This window comes from Rhizobium yanglingense, from assembly GCF_977109285.1.
On record NZ_CDSAWY010000005.1, the window covers coordinates 125,566 to 140,921 of the forward strand.

Annotated in this window: 12 protein-coding genes, 1 tRNA gene and 3 pseudogenes; 5 read left to right on the plus strand and 11 right to left on the minus strand. The window is 60.4% G+C overall.

Features of this window, described 5'->3' with window-relative positions:
* Positions 1-239 precede the first annotated feature (239 nt).
* The 5 genes from ACW4PC_RS10305 to ACW4PC_RS10325 all read right to left on the minus strand — a co-directional run bounded on the left by ACW4PC_RS10305 (position 240) and on the right by ACW4PC_RS10325 (position 3,852).
* Entirely contained in the window at positions 240-470 is a 231-nt protein-coding gene (locus ACW4PC_RS10305) for a hypothetical protein (RefSeq protein ID WP_455873747.1), read from the minus strand.
* Positions 471-547: 77 nt separating this feature from the next.
* On the minus strand, positions 548-835 hold the full coding sequence (locus ACW4PC_RS10310; RefSeq protein ID WP_133937666.1) for a DUF1236 domain-containing protein: 288 nt from the start codon (positions 833-835) through the stop codon (positions 548-550).
* Positions 836-1,181: 346 nt separating this feature from the next.
* A tRNA-Met gene (locus ACW4PC_RS10315) sits at positions 1,182-1,258 on the minus strand.
* Between the two features lie 132 nt (positions 1,259-1,390).
* Positions 1,391-2,590, minus strand: coding sequence for a tRNA 2-thiouridine(34) synthase MnmA (gene mnmA / locus ACW4PC_RS10320; RefSeq protein WP_455873748.1), 1,200 nt, complete (start codon positions 2,588-2,590; stop codon positions 1,391-1,393).
* A gap of 161 nt (positions 2,591-2,751) precedes the next feature.
* Positions 2,752-3,852, minus strand: a complete 1,101-nt coding sequence (locus tag ACW4PC_RS10325; RefSeq protein WP_455873749.1) for a mechanosensitive ion channel family protein — start codon at positions 3,850-3,852, stop codon at positions 2,752-2,754.
* A gap of 27 nt (positions 3,853-3,879) precedes the next feature.
* Between ACW4PC_RS10325 and ACW4PC_RS10330 the strand changes: the two genes are divergently transcribed.
* The 3 genes and pseudogenes from ACW4PC_RS10330 to ACW4PC_RS10340 all read left to right on the plus strand — a co-directional run bounded on the left by ACW4PC_RS10330 (position 3,880) and on the right by ACW4PC_RS10340 (position 6,476).
* Positions 3,880-4,125 (plus strand): hypothetical protein, encoded by a 246-nt coding sequence (locus ACW4PC_RS10330; protein ID WP_455873750.1) that lies wholly within the window; start codon positions 3,880-3,882, stop codon positions 4,123-4,125.
* 437 nt (positions 4,126-4,562) lie between these two features.
* Positions 4,563-5,805, plus strand: a pseudogene (locus tag ACW4PC_RS10335) (erythromycin esterase family protein).
* Between the two features lie 2 nt (positions 5,806-5,807).
* A complete protein-coding gene (locus ACW4PC_RS10340) occupies positions 5,808-6,476 on the plus strand; it encodes a phosphoribosyltransferase (RefSeq protein WP_455873751.1) in 669 nt (222 codons plus the stop codon).
* 116 nt (positions 6,477-6,592) lie between these two features.
* On the opposite strand, the gene ACW4PC_RS10345 is transcribed toward ACW4PC_RS10340, so the two are convergent.
* Complete coding sequence (locus ACW4PC_RS10345; RefSeq protein ID WP_455873752.1) at positions 6,593-7,015, minus strand: MerR family transcriptional regulator; 423 nt, start codon at positions 7,013-7,015, stop codon at positions 6,593-6,595.
* 71 nt (positions 7,016-7,086) lie between these two features.
* Between ACW4PC_RS10345 and ACW4PC_RS10350 the strand changes: the two genes are divergently transcribed.
* Together ACW4PC_RS10350 and ACW4PC_RS10355 are read left to right on the plus strand one after the other, a co-directional pair.
* Complete coding sequence (locus ACW4PC_RS10350) at positions 7,087-9,297, plus strand: heavy metal translocating P-type ATPase (RefSeq protein ID WP_455873753.1); 2,211 nt, start codon at positions 7,087-7,089, stop codon at positions 9,295-9,297.
* Between the two features lie 125 nt (positions 9,298-9,422).
* Positions 9,423-9,938 (plus strand): YidB family protein, encoded by a 516-nt coding sequence (locus ACW4PC_RS10355; protein WP_455873754.1) that lies wholly within the window; start codon positions 9,423-9,425, stop codon positions 9,936-9,938.
* A gap of 64 nt (positions 9,939-10,002) precedes the next feature.
* Here ACW4PC_RS10355 and serA read toward each other — a convergent pair.
* The 5 genes and pseudogenes from serA to ACW4PC_RS10380 form a co-directional block, all read right to left on the minus strand.
* Positions 10,003-11,599, minus strand: a pseudogene (gene serA / locus ACW4PC_RS10360) (phosphoglycerate dehydrogenase).
* An 83-nt stretch (positions 11,600-11,682) separates the two neighbouring features.
* Entirely contained in the window at positions 11,683-12,861 is a 1,179-nt protein-coding gene (locus ACW4PC_RS10365; protein ID WP_455873755.1) for a phosphoserine transaminase, read from the minus strand.
* Positions 12,862-13,228: 367 nt separating this feature from the next.
* Positions 13,229-14,066: pseudogene (locus ACW4PC_RS10370) on the minus strand (outer membrane protein).
* Between the two features lie 218 nt (positions 14,067-14,284).
* Positions 14,285-14,617, minus strand: coding sequence for a cytochrome C oxidase subunit IV family protein (locus ACW4PC_RS10375; protein ID WP_039846010.1), 333 nt, complete (start codon positions 14,615-14,617; stop codon positions 14,285-14,287).
* An 8-nt stretch (positions 14,618-14,625) separates the two neighbouring features.
* Positions 14,626-15,348 carry a heme-copper oxidase subunit III family protein gene (locus ACW4PC_RS10380; RefSeq protein WP_455873756.1) on the minus strand — a complete coding sequence of 241 codons (723 nt, stop codon included), beginning with the start codon at positions 15,346-15,348 and terminating at the stop codon, positions 14,626-14,628.
* Between the last annotated feature and the right edge of the window lie 8 nt (positions 15,349-15,356).

The following is a 15,356-nucleotide window of genomic DNA, read 5'->3' on the forward strand; positions in this document are numbered from 1 at the left end:
CGCCCGCCTTGCCGCCGTCTACATGCTCCCGACCGTAGTCTATGGCGCTGGCGCCCTTGCCGCCCATCAACGCTCTAAAGCTGACCTCGAAGCCGTTTATGGGGCAGTTCCCTGATGAGCACGAAAAGGCTCGCGCTGAGCTATCGTTCAACGCGAGCCTTTTCGCAGCGCGTGACACAAGGGAAGGGTTTGCCTCCGCCACGCACTACCAGAATGACAGACGATCAAAACAGAGCAAATTAGTTAAAATGACTTAGGCCGTCGTTCGTGCCTTCGGCGGAGGCGCTGTGTTCTCTGGAAGCCGAATGCCGCCTTCTCAGTTCATCGATAATCCCCAAAGCGGTGGCTTCATCAAGGCGTGTGAGCGGCACGGTGTCAGCAATGACAGCTACCTTGTGCGTCTGCGTATCAATGATCGACCAGCTGCCATCTCCGTCGCGTCTGGCATAATACTGCGGGCGTATATTCACGTCGGCCTCTCTATCTCGACGATGCTCTGATGGGGAGGAATAGCGGGCCCGGAGGGCGGGCCCGCAGTGCTTTCAAGTTACTCGACGACCTCGATCACCGCGCGGGTCTTCGGATTGACGAGCACGCGCTTTTCGTTGACGACCACATAACCGTAATCCGGCTGATCAGGGATCGTGTGGATCTCGACCGTATCAGGAAGCGTCGTTCCGACCGCAACCTCACCTTCGAATTTGACCGATGGCGATTTCTGCTCAAGAACATAGGTTCTGACCTCGCCGGGAACGGTGACCGTCGCTGTTTGCGCGATCGCCGCCCCACCGAGCGAGAGAAACAGCGATACGGCAGAGATGACCAGTTTCTTCATGTTATCCTCCCAAGATTTTCAGGGTGCCGGTAAAACGCTACCGATAGGATATAGTTCCTCCGCTGCACGGCATGAGTGCGGCGCGACGCGGCCCTATATTCCGGCCGCGCTCACTGGCTGGGTAACGTGTTAACCCCGGCCTTAACCCTCTAAGCTGAATCTGGAAATCGTTGATGGGCGAGCTGCGCTGATGAAAGATGCGGGCCCGCGCGCATCGGATCAACGCGGGCCCTTTCGCACCGCGCGACAGGGTGACAGGGAGCTAGCTCTGTTCCTGCCACGCGCCAGTAAGAATGATCCGGCTACAGGCATCCTCGAAATTATCTCTATTTGTCAATGAATTGACTGGTAGCGGAGGAGGGATTTGAACCCCCGACACAAGGATTATGATTCCTCTGCTCTGACCTGCTGAGCTACTCCGCCACTGGTCAACGATGCCGTTCGCGAAGCGGCGGCTCGTGGGATGAGCGGCTTATAAGGTGCGGTCCGGCTTGGTGTCAAGCAGGTGACACCAAGAAAACGGCGAGCTTTGTCGCACGCCGTTTCGCGTCCGGTTCAGGCGGCGACGGGTCTGGAAAGCAGGGCCTTCAGCGAGGCTTCGGCCGCCGGCTCGCGCTCTGAACGCTCGACAAAGCCGCCGCCAAAGACGCGGGCGTCGTCGCCCGGCGCCGAATAAAGCGCGCAGGCCTGGCCGGGCGCCACGCCGGCTTCGCCGACGGTCAGGTCGACATAGATGCCGTGCGCATCGGCGCGGAGAACGGCCGGTGCCGGCGCCCGGGTAGAGCGAACCTTCGCGTAGCAGGCAAAACCTTCGCCGGACACGGCTTCGGAAAGCGGATCGTCGCCGAGCCAGTTGAGGTCGCGAAGATAGACGCGGTGGGTCTCCAGCGCTTCTTTGGGACCGACAATGACACGGCGGGAGCGCGCATCGAGAAAGACGACATAGAGCGGCTCGCCAGTCGCAACGCCAATGCCGCGGCGCTGGCCGATCGTATAATGAAGGATGCCGTCATGGCTGCCGAGCACGCGGCCATCGAGATGCACGATCTCGCCCGCCAGCGCCGAGTTCGGCTTCAGCTTGGTGATGATATCGGAATATTTGCCCTGCGGCACGAAACAGATGTCCTGGCTGTCGGCCTTCTTGGCAACGACGAGCCCCATCTCTTCGGCAAGCCTGCGGGTCTCGGCCTTCGGCAACCCACCAAGCGGGAAGCGCAGATAGTCGATCTGTTCCTGGGTGGTCGCAAACAGGAAATAGCTCTGGTCACGGTCGGCATCGGCCGGACGGTAAAGCGCGCGGCGGCTGGGGTTGCCGGATGCCGGATTCGGGCGCGAACGGATGTAATGGCCCGTCGCCAGCGCATCGGCGCCGAGTTCCTTGGCCGTCGCCAGAAGATCGGCGAACTTGACGGTCTGATTGCACGACACGCAAGGGATCGGCGTTTCGCCGGCGACATAGCTTTCCATGAAGGGATTGATGACGGTGTCGCGGAAGCGCTTTTCGTAATCGAGCACGTAATGCGGAACGCCGAGCGTTTCGCAGACGCGGCGCGCATCGTCGATGTCCTGCCCGGCGCAGCAGGAGCCGGCGCGGTGAACGGCCGCGCCATGGTCGTAAAGCTGCAGCGTGATACCGAGCACATCGTAGCCCTGGCGCTTCAAGATGCCGGCAACGACGGAACTGTCGACGCCGCCCGACATGGCGACGACAACGCGCGTATCTTCCGGCTTCTTGTCAAAATCCAGTGTGTTCACGGGTGCTGCCAGTTCAGTGCTTGTTTCGCCCCGCCGTTTGCCCTGCAAATGCGGCGGATTTCCTGCTCTTCCGGCAGGCTGGTCCGCCGGGCTTTCGTGGCCGTGGATATAGAAAGGATTGCGGCGTCGCGCAAGAGGCGGGGATTTGCAGCCATGCCGCACTATTCCGCTGCCGCCTTGCGCCCTCTCTCCTCCCGGCCCTCCAGCATCGCTCTGAGCTGCGGCAAGGCCTGCGGATATTCGCGTTGAATGAAATCGATCAGCTTTTCGCGGATTTCGCAGCGCAGATCGAAGGTTCGCCCGGAGTTCGAGGCTGAGGCGAGGATGCGGATTTCCATGACGCTCTCCCTGAAATCGGTGACGGCGACGTTGGCCACCCTCCGATCCCAGAGCTTGGAGCCAGCCAGTATCTCCTCCGCCTTGGCGCGGATCGCCGAAACCGGCACGCTGTAGTCGAGATAGATCATGACCGTGCCGATCAGCGATGCGCTCTCGCGCGTCCAGTTCTGGAATGGGTTCTCGATAAAATAGCTGAGCGGCAGGACGAGGCGGCGCCAGTCCCATATTTTCACGACGACGTAAGTCGAGGTGATCTCCTCGACATTGCCCCATTCGCCCTCGACCAGAAGCGCATCGTCGATGCGGATCGGCTGCGTGATCGCAAGCTGAATGCCGGCGAAGAGATTTTTCAGGACCGGCTGCAAAGCCAGGCCGACGACGATGCCGGCGACGCCGGCGGATGCGAGCAGGCTCACGCCATATTGCTTGACAGCGTCGAAAGTCATCATGCAGGCGGCAATCGTCACGACGACGATGATCATGTCTGCGATCCGCTCGATGATCCGCGACTGCGTGACGTGCTTGCGCGCGAAGAGATTATCCTCGGCGTCCAGCTTGAAGCGCCGCAAATAGACCGTCATCCAGATATGCTTGGCGGTCTTCGCCATCCAGGCAACGAGGATGATGAAGGCGATCAGCAGCACGTGGCGCAGCGTCGAGGCCTGATATTCCGTGAGCGGTGAAATCGTGGCGGCAAAGCCCAGCGCAGCAGCTAGGATTGCCAGCCGCGCCATGCCCTCGAGCCGGGAGACAAGCGACCGCCAGAAGAGATCGTGTGAGGCGACGAGGCGTGTCAGAAGCCGGAAAGCCACGCGATGGAAGAAAAGCGAGAACGCCACCACGATAGCGAAGGTGCCAATGCTTGCCACCCAATCAGGCAGCCAGATGCCTTGGCCGCGGATATCGTTCAAAAGGTCGGACATGAGCCGGCACTTAGGGTGCATTGCAATATGGAAAAGGGCAAAAATTCATGCGACCGCTTGCAGCGCAGCAAGGCCGCGGAGCCTTTCGAGGCGAGATCTGAGCCGTTGACGGCGATGGGCCGCTTTAAGGGCGTGCCCGTATATCAATTCTTCGCCTTGCGCCCGTGGCATGGTCTTGCCGAGCAGAGAGCTCTGGATTTCCCCGAAACCTGCTACCTGAGCCTCTTGAGCTACTCTTTTGTTTCGACACCTTCGGCAGGCGTCGCGCATTGAAGCCCGGACCGATGCCGACTGCGCGGATGATGGCGAGACTGCCGGCGTTGCTTTGATACCGGCCACGAAAGCTGCGATCGAGCTTGATCTCGGCGAAGGCGAAGGCGCGAAGATAGCTGGAAACATCGGCTGGTTATAGAAGAAAAATAAATAAAATCAGCATCATAGATCGCCTGAACTTTAGGCGGAAGAATTCTTGATTAGGCAATTGGAAACCGTTTGATGCCGCAGGAACAATCCCTGCGGCAATTTGTTTCTAGTGAGACGATACGGAGCCAACGAAGGCGTCGAACCGCCCTTACGAACAACGCACAAATAACCGATCACATTTCGAAAAGGAGGCTCATATGACTCTCCTGGAACTTAAACCGAACCAGGCGGACGGCATCGCGCATGCAATTCGCCATGCATGCGAACTGCTGCCTGATCCCGCTCATATGATCGAATTCGGCGTCCTCTTCGATCCATATATCGACAGCTCGAAGGTCGTCCTCCTCGGCGAGGCGTCGCACGGCACTGCCGAGTTCTACCAGGCGCGCGCGGCAATCACCCGAAATCTTATCGAAAATCACGGTTTCAACATTATCGCCGTGGAAGCCGATTGGCCCGACGCCGAAAGGATCGACCGGCATGTGCGCCACCGGAACGTGCGAACCTACGACGCAGAGTCGTTCATACGTTTTCCCGATTGGATGTGGCGGAACGCCGAGTTCGAGCAGTTCGTCTCATGGCTGCGCAGCTACAATCAGAGCCTCGCGCCAAGCCGGCGCGTCGAATTCCGCGGCTTGGATATCTACTCACTGAATAGCTCGCTCAAAGCCGTGCTCGATTACCTCCAGCATATCGATCCCGACGAGGCAATAGTAGCCCGCCGCCGCTATGCCTGCCTGACGCCATGGCAGGAGCGGCCCGCGGGCTATGCCCATGCCATCCTTTCCGGCGTTCAGGAGGAATGCGAACCGGCCGTCGTCGCACAGTTGCAGGAACTGCTCGCCCGCGAGCTCGATTATGCCGCCGCTGACGGCGAGGACTTTCTCGATGCAGCTCAAAATGCGCGTATCGTCGCAACCGCCGAACACTATTATCGGGCGATGTACCGGAGCGGCAACGATTCCTGGAACCTGCGCGACAAGCACATGTTCGAAACGCTCCAGAAGCTGATGGAGTATCGGTCAGATGCAAAGGCTGTCGTGTGGGCCCACAATTCGCACATCGGCAATGCGGCTGCCACTGCCATGGGCTGGGACGGCCAGTTCAATATCGGCGAGCTTGCCCGGATCGCCTATGGCGAGGAGGCCCTTCTCGTGGGCTTCGGGACGGACCGCGGTACTGTGGCGGCCGCCGACGACTGGGATCAGCCGGTAAAAGTCAAGAGCGTCATTCCTTCGCGTCCGGACTCTTACGAGCGTGTTTTCCGGCAGACCGCGATACCGAGATCGGTGACCGACCTGCGCGGAACCCGCAGATCGGGCAGTGCGCGAGATATTGTCGGAACGACGACTTGAACGCGCCATCGGCGTTGTCTACCGGCCGGAAAGCGAATTCTACAGCCACTATTTCGAAGCGGTGCTTCCGGAACAGTTCGACTGCTACCTTTGGTTCGAAGAAACGAAAGCCGTGAATCCGCTTGCTGCCGTGCGCCCGCAAGGTGTGCCCGAAACCTATCCGTTCGGATTGTGACGATGCAGAGCGCTCTCCGCTTTCACGATCGTGCCGACGCGGGCAGAAGGCTCGCCGAGGCCATTGGCGCACGAAGCGATGACCCAGTCGTGCTCGGTCTGCCGCGCGGCGGCGTGCCGGTGGCATTCGAACTCGCGCGCTGCCTGCACGCGCCGCTCGATATCCTCCTCGTCCGCAAGATCGGCGCGCCTGGCTATCCGGAATATGCCATCGGCGCTGTTGTCGACGGCAAAAATCCACAACGTGTGATGAACGAAGACGTCCTTGCCTATTGCGGCGCGTCCCTCGATTATTTCGAGAAAGAGGCAGCCCGCCAGCTCGAAGAGATAGAGAGGCGCCGAAAGGTTTATCTCGGTGATCGCCCACCGACTGATCTTGCGAACCGGAGCGTCATTCTCGTCGACGACGGCATTGCCACCGGCGCATCAGTAAAGGCTGGATTGAAGGCGCTCCGCCAGGCGGGTGCGGCCCATATCACGCTTGCGGTCCCGGTTGCGCCGCGGATGGTAATCGAGGAACTGAGGGCGCAAGTCGACGAAGTCTTCTGTCTATCCGCGCCTGAAGACCTCCAGGCGGTCAGCCTTCACTATGACGATTTCAATCAGACCAGCGATGGTGAGGTCACCGAGTTGCTTGCAAGGACTGCCTTCGGCGACCTCCCGAAGGGCTGAGGCGGTTTACGGCTTCAGCACTCCTTCTCCACGTTCTTGCCATTCCAGTAGTGAGGGCGATTGGTATGGACCTTGATCATCGCGATCCCATGAGAAACGATCAGCGCCGTTTAAGTTCAGTGCTGCGGGTGCATGCACTGGCCGTGATCGGCAAGGACTTCGATGACCCGGCACTGATCCACACGGCCGTGGCCGCAGCCTTCGACCATGATCTCCAGCTCGGCTTTCAATGCCATGAGGCTGCGGATCCGCTGTTCGACCTCGATGAGCCGCGCTTTGGCGATCGCATCGGCTGAAGCGCAGGATTGATCGGGATCATCCTGCAGCGCCAGCAAGGTTCGGATGGAACCGACCTCGAAGCCGAGTTCGCGGGCATGGCGGATGAAGGCAAGGCGGCGGATATCGGCAGGTTCATAGGAGCGCTGGTTGCCCTCGCTGCGGCTGGGCGCCGCCAGCAGCCCGATGCTCTCATAGTAGCGGATCGTCGGAACCTTCACCCCGCTCTGGCGGGCTGCATCGCCGATCGTGATCGTTTTCATGATTTTCCTCTTGCACCTCTAGTCGCTAGAGCATGTAGGAAGAATGCTGCTGAAGAACAAGGAAATCCGAAATGGCTGAAGCGGCTCGGGCGAAATACAAAGTTGGCGGCATGGACTGCGCATCCTGCGCGGCGAAGATAGACACGGCAGTCCGCCGCATTGCCGGCGTCGAGGACGTTTCCGTTTCCGTGACCGCCGGCACGATGACCATCAGCCATGACGGTACCAGTAATCTGAAAGCGATCGAGAAGAAGGTGACCGGTCTCGGCTATTCGGTCGTGCCGATGCCGGCGAAGGCGCCGCATCACGATCACGCTGCGCAAGGCCATGATCATGGTCATACCGATCATGATCACCATGGACATACGCATTCTGAAAAGGACATCACAGGGCTGCACGGCCACGACCATGGGCAGATGGGTGGCCTCTGGTGGCAAAGCAGGAAAGGGCGGCTGACGATCGCAGCCGGTGCGGCTCTTGCCGCGGCTTATGCTGCCGGGCACCTCATGCCGGCGATCGCCTCCTACGCCTTTGTTGCCGCCGTGCTGATCGGTCTTGTACCGATCGCCCGCCGCGCGATCACGGCGGCACTTTCCGGAACCCCGTTTTCGATCGAGATGCTGATGACGATCGCGGCCATCGGCGCGGTTATCATCGACGCCGGAGAGGAGGCCGCAGCCGTCGTCTTCCTCTTTCTGGTCGGCGAGTTGCTGGAAGGGGTTGCCGCCGGACGTGCTCGGGCGAGCATTCAATCGCTGACGGCGCTCGTGCCGAAGAACGCCTTGCTGGAGGAAAACGGCCAAACGCGCGAAGTGCCGGCGGAAACGCTCGCTGTTGGCTCCACCATCCTCGTCCGCCCAGGTGACCGGATTTCCGCTGACGGCGTCATCGTCTCGGGCGAAAGCGCGATCGACGAGGCGCCTGTGACGGGGGAAAGCGTTCCGGTGCGCAAACGTAGCGATGACACGGTCTTTGCCGGAACGGTGAACGGTGATGCCGCGCTCCGTATCAAGGTAACTGCGGCAAGTGCCGACAACACGATCGCCCGCGTCATCAAACTCGTCGAGGAAGCGCAGGAATTGAAAGCGCCCACCGAGCGTTTCATCGACCGCTTCTCGCGCTATTATACGCCAGGCGTCGTCGCGGCCGCTGCATTGGTCGCGATCATCCCGACGCTCCTTTTTGATGGCGCCTGGGATGAATGGATCTACAAGGGACTTGCGATCCTGCTGATCGGCTGCCCCTGCGCTCTGGTGATCTCGACGCCCGCTGCAATCGCCGCTTCGCTGTCGGCAGGCGCGCGGCGCGGATTGCTGATGAAGGGTGGTGCCGTGCTGGAAACGCTCGGCAAGGTCACCGCCGTCGCGCTCGACAAAACCGGTACGCTGACCGAAGGTAAGCCGAGGGTGACCGACATCGTGCCTTTCGAATTGACGGGGGCTCAAGTGCTTTCGCGCACGGCCGTCCTGGAAAGAAACTCCAGCCACCCTCTCGCACTGGCGATCCTCGATCGCGCAAAGAGTGACAAGGTGCCCGTACCGCCGGCCTTTGAGGTGGAAGCCATTCCCGGCAAGGGCATGACCGGCCGCGTCGGCGGTGAAAGGCTCGATCTTTTCTCGCCGTCTGCCGCCCGCGCGACGGGCGCCCTGACGACCGAACAGGACGAGCGCATCGCTGCATTGAACGAACAGGGCAAAAGCGTATCGGTTCTCCTCGTCGACGGCAAAGCCGCCGGTTTCATCGCCATGCGCGACGAGCCGCGCGGGGACGCAAAAGCCGGCCTCAAGATGCTGACAGATGCCGGGGTCCGGATCGTCATGCTGACTGGCGACAACGAGCGCACAGCAAAGGCGATCGGTGAACAGCTTGGTATCGATGTCCGGGCCGAACTCATGCCCGGAGACAAGCAGCGTATTGTCGGCGAACTGAAGCGCGAAGGCTTCATTGTCGCCAAAGTCGGCGACGGCATCAACGACGCCCCTGCCCTGGCGGCTGCAGATGTCGGCATCGCCATGGGAGGCGGCACGGACGTAGCGCTAGAGACCGCGGATGCGGCAGTCTTGCACGGCCGCGTCGGCGACGTGGCGGCGATGATCGAGCTTTCCAAGCGGACGATGCGTAACATCTTCGAAAACATCGCCATCGCGCTTGGCCTGAAGGCGGTCTTCCTCGTCACGACCGTCATCGGCCTCACCGGCCTCTGGCCCGCAATCCTCGCCGATACGGGCGCAACAGTGCTGGTGACACTCAATGCGCTGCGGCTGCTACGTCCGGTGCGATAGCGAGCCAACCATAGCTTGTGATGAATTTTCGATGACACGGGAACCATGTTGCCGTCCGCGCATTCCCGCATTCGGGCTGTATTCGTCGAATGCGCGCCCGGGCAAATCTCGATGGGGAGGATATCATGGATCGCAGAAATCTTACGGCACTGCTCGGCATACTTGCCGTCGCCGGCTACCAGAACCGCGACAAAATCGCCGCAGCACTCCGCGAACTCACGCAAGGCGGCGCACAGCCGCAAACTTCCGGCACGGAGCCCGGCGCGGTGCCCTCGCAACCTTCTGGAGGAGGCTTGGGCGGACTTCTCGGCGGCCTTGCAGGCGGTGGTCTTGGTGACCTCGTCAAGGGCGGCTCCGCCGGCGGTGTCCTGAGTGGCGGCCTTGGCGGCCTACTCGATCAGTTCACCAAGAACGGCTATGGCGATACGGCCGATTCATGGGTATCGCCCGGCGCGAACAAGCCGATCGACGACCGGCAGCTCTCGCAAGCGCTCGGCCCGGACGTTCTCGAAGAACTTTCTGCAAAGACGGGCTTGAGTGAGGATGAAATCCTGAAACGCCTTTCAAAAGACCTACCGAAGGCCGTCGATGAGCTGACACCACAAGGTCAGATTCCGAACAGCGCCAACTTTTCGATCTGATTGAAAGTTTTGCCCGGCGCAGTCCCCCGCGCCGGGCATTCGCGTTCTTCCTTGGGAGGAAATCTTAATCGACCGCGAAGACCAAGGGCTTGGCCTGGCGGATTGCCCGGTGCGCCGTCAGCTTCGCGAGAACGTCGTCGCCGATCGGACCATCGACGTAGAGGAGAGCGATCGCATCGCCACCCTGCTTGTCGCGGCCGAGCTGGAAGTTGGCGATGTTCACACCGGCTTCCCCGAGCGTCGTGCCGATGAAGCCGATCATGCCGGGAACGTCGGTGTTGGCAATATAGACCATGTGGCTGCCGACATCGGCATCGAGGTTGATGCCCTTGATCTGGATGAAGCGCGGCTTGCCGTCGGAGAAGACGGTACCGGCGATCGAGCGCGTCATGCTTTCGGTCGTCACCGTGAGCTTGATGTAGCCGTCGAAGACGCCGGTCTTGTCGCGCTTGACCTCGGAGAGCACGATGCCCTTTTCCTTGATCATGATCGGGGCCGAAACCATGTTGACGTCGGCAACCTGCGTGCGGATCAGACCGGCAAGCAGCGCGCTTGTCAGCGCCCGGGTATTCATGTTTGCCGTGGCGCCGTCGTAGAGGATCTCGATTTCCTTGATCGGCTCCTCGGTGACCTGGCCGACGAAGGCGCCGAGAACGTCGGCGAGCCTGATGAAGGGCTTCAGGATCGGCGCTTCTTCAGCCGTGATCGACGGCATGTTGATAGCGTTGGAAACGGCACCCTTGACACAGGTAGTCCGCCATCTGCTCGGCAACCTGCAGGGCGACGTTTTCCTGCGCTTCCGTGGTCGACGCACCGAGATGCGGCGTGCAGACGACGTTCGGCAGACCGAAGAGCGGGCTTTCTTTGGCGGGCTCGACCTCGAAGACATCGAAGGCAGCACCGGCGACATGGCCGGACTTGATCGCATCTGCAAGCGCAGCCTCATCGACGAGACCGCCGCGGGCGCAGTTGATGATGCGCACACCCGGCTTCGTCTTCGCCAGTGCTTCCCTGTTGAGGATGCCGCGCGTCTTGTCCGTCATCGGCACATGCAGCGTGATGAAGTCAGCCTTGGCAAGCAGTTCATCGAGCTCGACCTTGACAACGCCCATTTCCTCGGCGCGCTCCTTGGACAGGAACGGGTCGTAGGCGAGAACGTGCATCTTGAGACCAATGGCGCGAGCACAGACGATCGATCCAATGTTGCCGGCACCGATGACGCCAAGCGTCTTGCCGGTGATTTCGACACCCATGAACTTCGACTTCTCCCACTTGCCGGCCTGCGTCGAGGCATCAGCCTGCGGCAGCTGGCGGGCAACGGCGAACATCAGCGCGATTGCGTGTTCGGCGGTCGTGATGGAGTTGCCGAAGGGCGTGTTCATGACGATGATGCCGCGGCGCGAGGCAGCCGGGATATCGACATTGTCGACACCGATGCCGGCGCGCCCGATGACCTTGAGGTTGGTCGCGGCTGCAATCAGCTTTTCCGTCGCCTTTGTGGCGGAGCGGATGGCAAGACCGTCATAGTTGCCGATGATTTCGGCGAGCTTGTCCTTGTCCTTGCCGAGTTGCGGCTGGAAATCGACTTCGACGCCGCGGTCGCGGAAGATCTGGACGGCGGTTTCCGACAATTCGTCGGATACGAGAACGCGAGGTGCCATTGGGGGCTTCCTTCAAAAGTGTTCAGCGATGATAAATGAATGCGGAGGGCTCCGCTCAGTGAGCGGAGCCGGATGCGATCACGTCAGGCAGCAGCCTGGGAAAGCGTCGCCTTCTGCGTCTCGAAGGCCCAGGAGAGCCAGGGCATCAGCTTCTGCATGTCGGCGGTTTCGATCGTGGCGCCTGCCCAGATACGGAGGCCCGAGGGCGCGTCGCGATAATGGCCGATGTCGTAGGCGACACCTTCCTTCTCGAGCAGCGAGACGATGCCCTTGGCAAAATTCGCCTGGCCGTCGGCGTCGAGTGCCGCAACATCCTTGTCGACGATCTTCAGGCAGACCGACGTGTTCGACGCGGTCTCCGGCTTCACCGCCAGGTTGGCGATCCAGTCGTTGGCCGCAACGAAATCGGCGATGACCTTGGCATTCGCATCGGCACGCGCCATCAGCGCCCTGAGGCCGCCGAGCTGCTTTGCCCAGACAAGCGCATCGAGATAGTCCTCGACGCAGAGCATCGAAGGCGTGTTGATCGTCTCGCCCTGAAAAATGCCTTCGGAGAGCTTGCCGCCGGAAGTCATGCGGAAGATCTTCGGCAGCGGCCAGGCCGGCGTATAGGTCAGCAGGCGCTCAACCGCGCGCGGTGAAAGGATGATGACGCCATGCGCGCCCTCGCCGCCGAGAACCTTCTGCCAGGAAAAGGTGACGACATCGAGCTTGGCGAAATCGAGGTTCTGCGCAAAAGCGGCAGACGTCGCGTCGCAGATCGTCAGTCCCTTGCGGTCGGCCGGGATGAAAGCACCGTTCGGAACGCGAACGCCCGAGGTGGTACCGTTCCAGGTGAAGACCACGTCGCGGTCGAAATCGACGGAGGCAAGGTCTGGCAGCGCGCCGTAACCGGCTTCGAGCTTGCGGACGTCCTTGAGCTTCAGTTGCTTGACGACATCGGTGACCCAGCCGGCGCCAAAGCTTTCCCAGGCGAGCATGTCGACGCCGCGCTCACCGAGCAGCGACCAGAGCGCCATTTCAACGGCGCCGGTATCGGAAGCCGGAACGATGCCGATGCGGTAATCCGCCGGCACTTCCAGAACTTCGCGGGTAAGATCGATGGCTTGCTTCAGCTTTGCCTTGCCGACTTTCGCGCGGTGCGAACGGCCGAGAGCCGCGTCAGAAAGGGCATCGAGCGTCCAACCGGGGCGCTTCGAGCAGGGGCCAGAAGAAAAATGAGTATTTTGCGGACGTACGTCCGGCTTTGCGGTCTTCGCCATGTGCTATCCTTCCAGATAGATAGCTCCTCGTTGGGGAGGAGTGTCCCGCCGCCGTGGATATAGATGACGCACATTATAGTCAACGTGGAAGTGTCGCATCCGGAGGATTTTTTGACGCAGGCGCGATCAAGACCGCTTCATCCATGCGGGGCCGACAAGGGGAGAACGGCCCGAAGAAGGCTGTCCTATGCTAAGTGCGATAAGATATCGGCAGTCCCAGCTTTCGACCTGAAGACCCGCGTCGGCGCACCTGATGCGCAGACAATGGCACACCTCGAAAGTTAACTTCTGAACGTACTCGATCTGCACCCATAACGAAAAAAGCCGCCCCAACGGGCGGCTTTCGATCAGTAGCTGAGACTCCGGATCACTTGTAGACCGACGGCTGCAGCGGAATTTCCGGCGGCGGCTCGTAGCTTGCCTGCTCGGCAACCGCCGAAGAGGTAACGGGCGCCGACGCGGGCTTCATGAACATTGAAGCCCTTGTCCCGGCCAGGACCACCATTGCTCGCGTAACCGAACGTGCTGCCGCCGTCGACATGCAGGAAGCGATAGCCGACATCCGCCTTGACATTACAAGTGACGTCGATCGAGGCGCCGGCCATCAGCGCGTAGCTGAAGCGCCAGTTGCCGCGGCCGCCGTGGATCACTTCGTCATCGCAACCGCCGCCATCATCCTGGCAGGAGACGTTACGAAGGTTTTTCCATTTGACATAGGTACCGCCGATACCGCCGCCGACATAAGGCGTGAAGACGCCGTAAGTGCCGAGGTCGACATAGGCGTTCGCCATCAGCGTCCAGGCCGTGAGCGACGAGACGTCGCGAGACGTGCAGGCCTCGAGTGGGGCACCGCACAGGCCGGTCGTTGAGCCGCTGAAATCAGCCTTGGTCAGGTAGTCGAGCGTGAGGTCGGTGCGGAAGTAATTGTTGATCTGGTAACCAACGCCGCCGCCGACCGTCCAGGAGTCGCGCAGGTCGGCGCTGTCGAAGTCGACCTCATTGGCGTTGCTTCCCTGGAAGTAGCGGGCGCCGCGCATGTCGGTGAAGCCGTAGCCGACATCGCCGCGCAGATACCAGCCGGTCGATTCAGTTACCGTGACTTCCGGCGGCATTTCCGGCGCGGGCTCGACAGGAGCGAGATCGGCGGCGAAAGCATTTGATGTGACAAGCAATGCAGCAAAGATGCCGGACAAGCTTCTTTTCATGATCCACTCCAAAATCCAGTTGCATCGGCAGAGCGGACCCCCTGCCAATCTGATAGGCTTTGTATGGATAATGAATTGCAAACGTTAAAAGCTGCTTAACTGTAAAAATTAACTACGTTTTTTGCCAAGCAACATGGCTGAGCAACCCGTTGAATTTAACGGGAACATGTCGGAGCCAAACAGTTCTTCAATCTTCTAAAGTTCGACAAGTGGTCGCGTCAGAGGCCCACACTGGAGAAGGTCAACCGCGTGAAGATCGTATAGTTCGATTCCGAGACCATCATCGCGACGAAGACAAGCACCAGAACCGGCGGCACCAGGATTGCATAGACAAGTGCCAGCCGCTCCCAGGCCATGTGCATGAAGACGGCGACGATCAGTCCTGCCTTCAGCACCATGAAGAACAAAATCAGGAACCACCGCGCATAGCCCTGGATGGCGAAATAGTCGACCAGGTACGAGAAGGTGCTGAGGACGAAGAGCAACCCCCAGACCAGGAGATAGAGCTTGACGGGGTGTTGTTGTCCGGAATGCGTTTGCGCATGTGCCATGGCAGTCCTCACCACAAATAGAAGAATGCGAAGATGAACACCCAGACGAGATCGACGAAGTGCCAGTAGAGACCCATGATCTCGACGATCTCGTAATCACCCTTGCGGCTGGTAAAAAAGCCCCGCCGCTCCGTGTCGAAATCACCGCGCCAGACCTTGCGGGCGACGATCAGAAGGAAGATCACGCCGAAAGTGACATGGGTGCCGTGGAATCCGGTGATCATAAAGAACGACGAACCGAATTGCGCCGCACCCCAGGGATTTTCCCAGGGCCGTACGCCTTCCGAGATCAGTTTCGTCCATTCGAACGCCTGCATGCCGACGAATGTCGCGCCGAGAATCGCTGTCAACAGCATCAGGGCAGCCGTCCGGCCGCGTTCGCGGCGATATCCAAAATTGACAGCCATCGCCATCGTGCCGGAACTGCTGATGAGGACGAAGGTCATGATGGCGATCAGGATCAGCGGCAATTCCTGCCCACCGATATGAAGTGCGAAGACCTCGCTGGGATTCGGCCAATCGACAGGCGTAGACATGCGCGCAGTCATATAGGCAAGCAGAAAGCAGCCGAAGACGAAGGTGTCGCTGAGGAGGAAGATCCACATCATGGCCTTCCCCCACGAGACGTTCTTGAACGCCCGCTGGTCGGAAGAGAGATCGGCCGCGATCCCACGCAGGCCTTCGGGCCGCTGGAGTGTTCCGCCGGTTTGCGCTTGCGTATATTCAGCCATCCTTCATC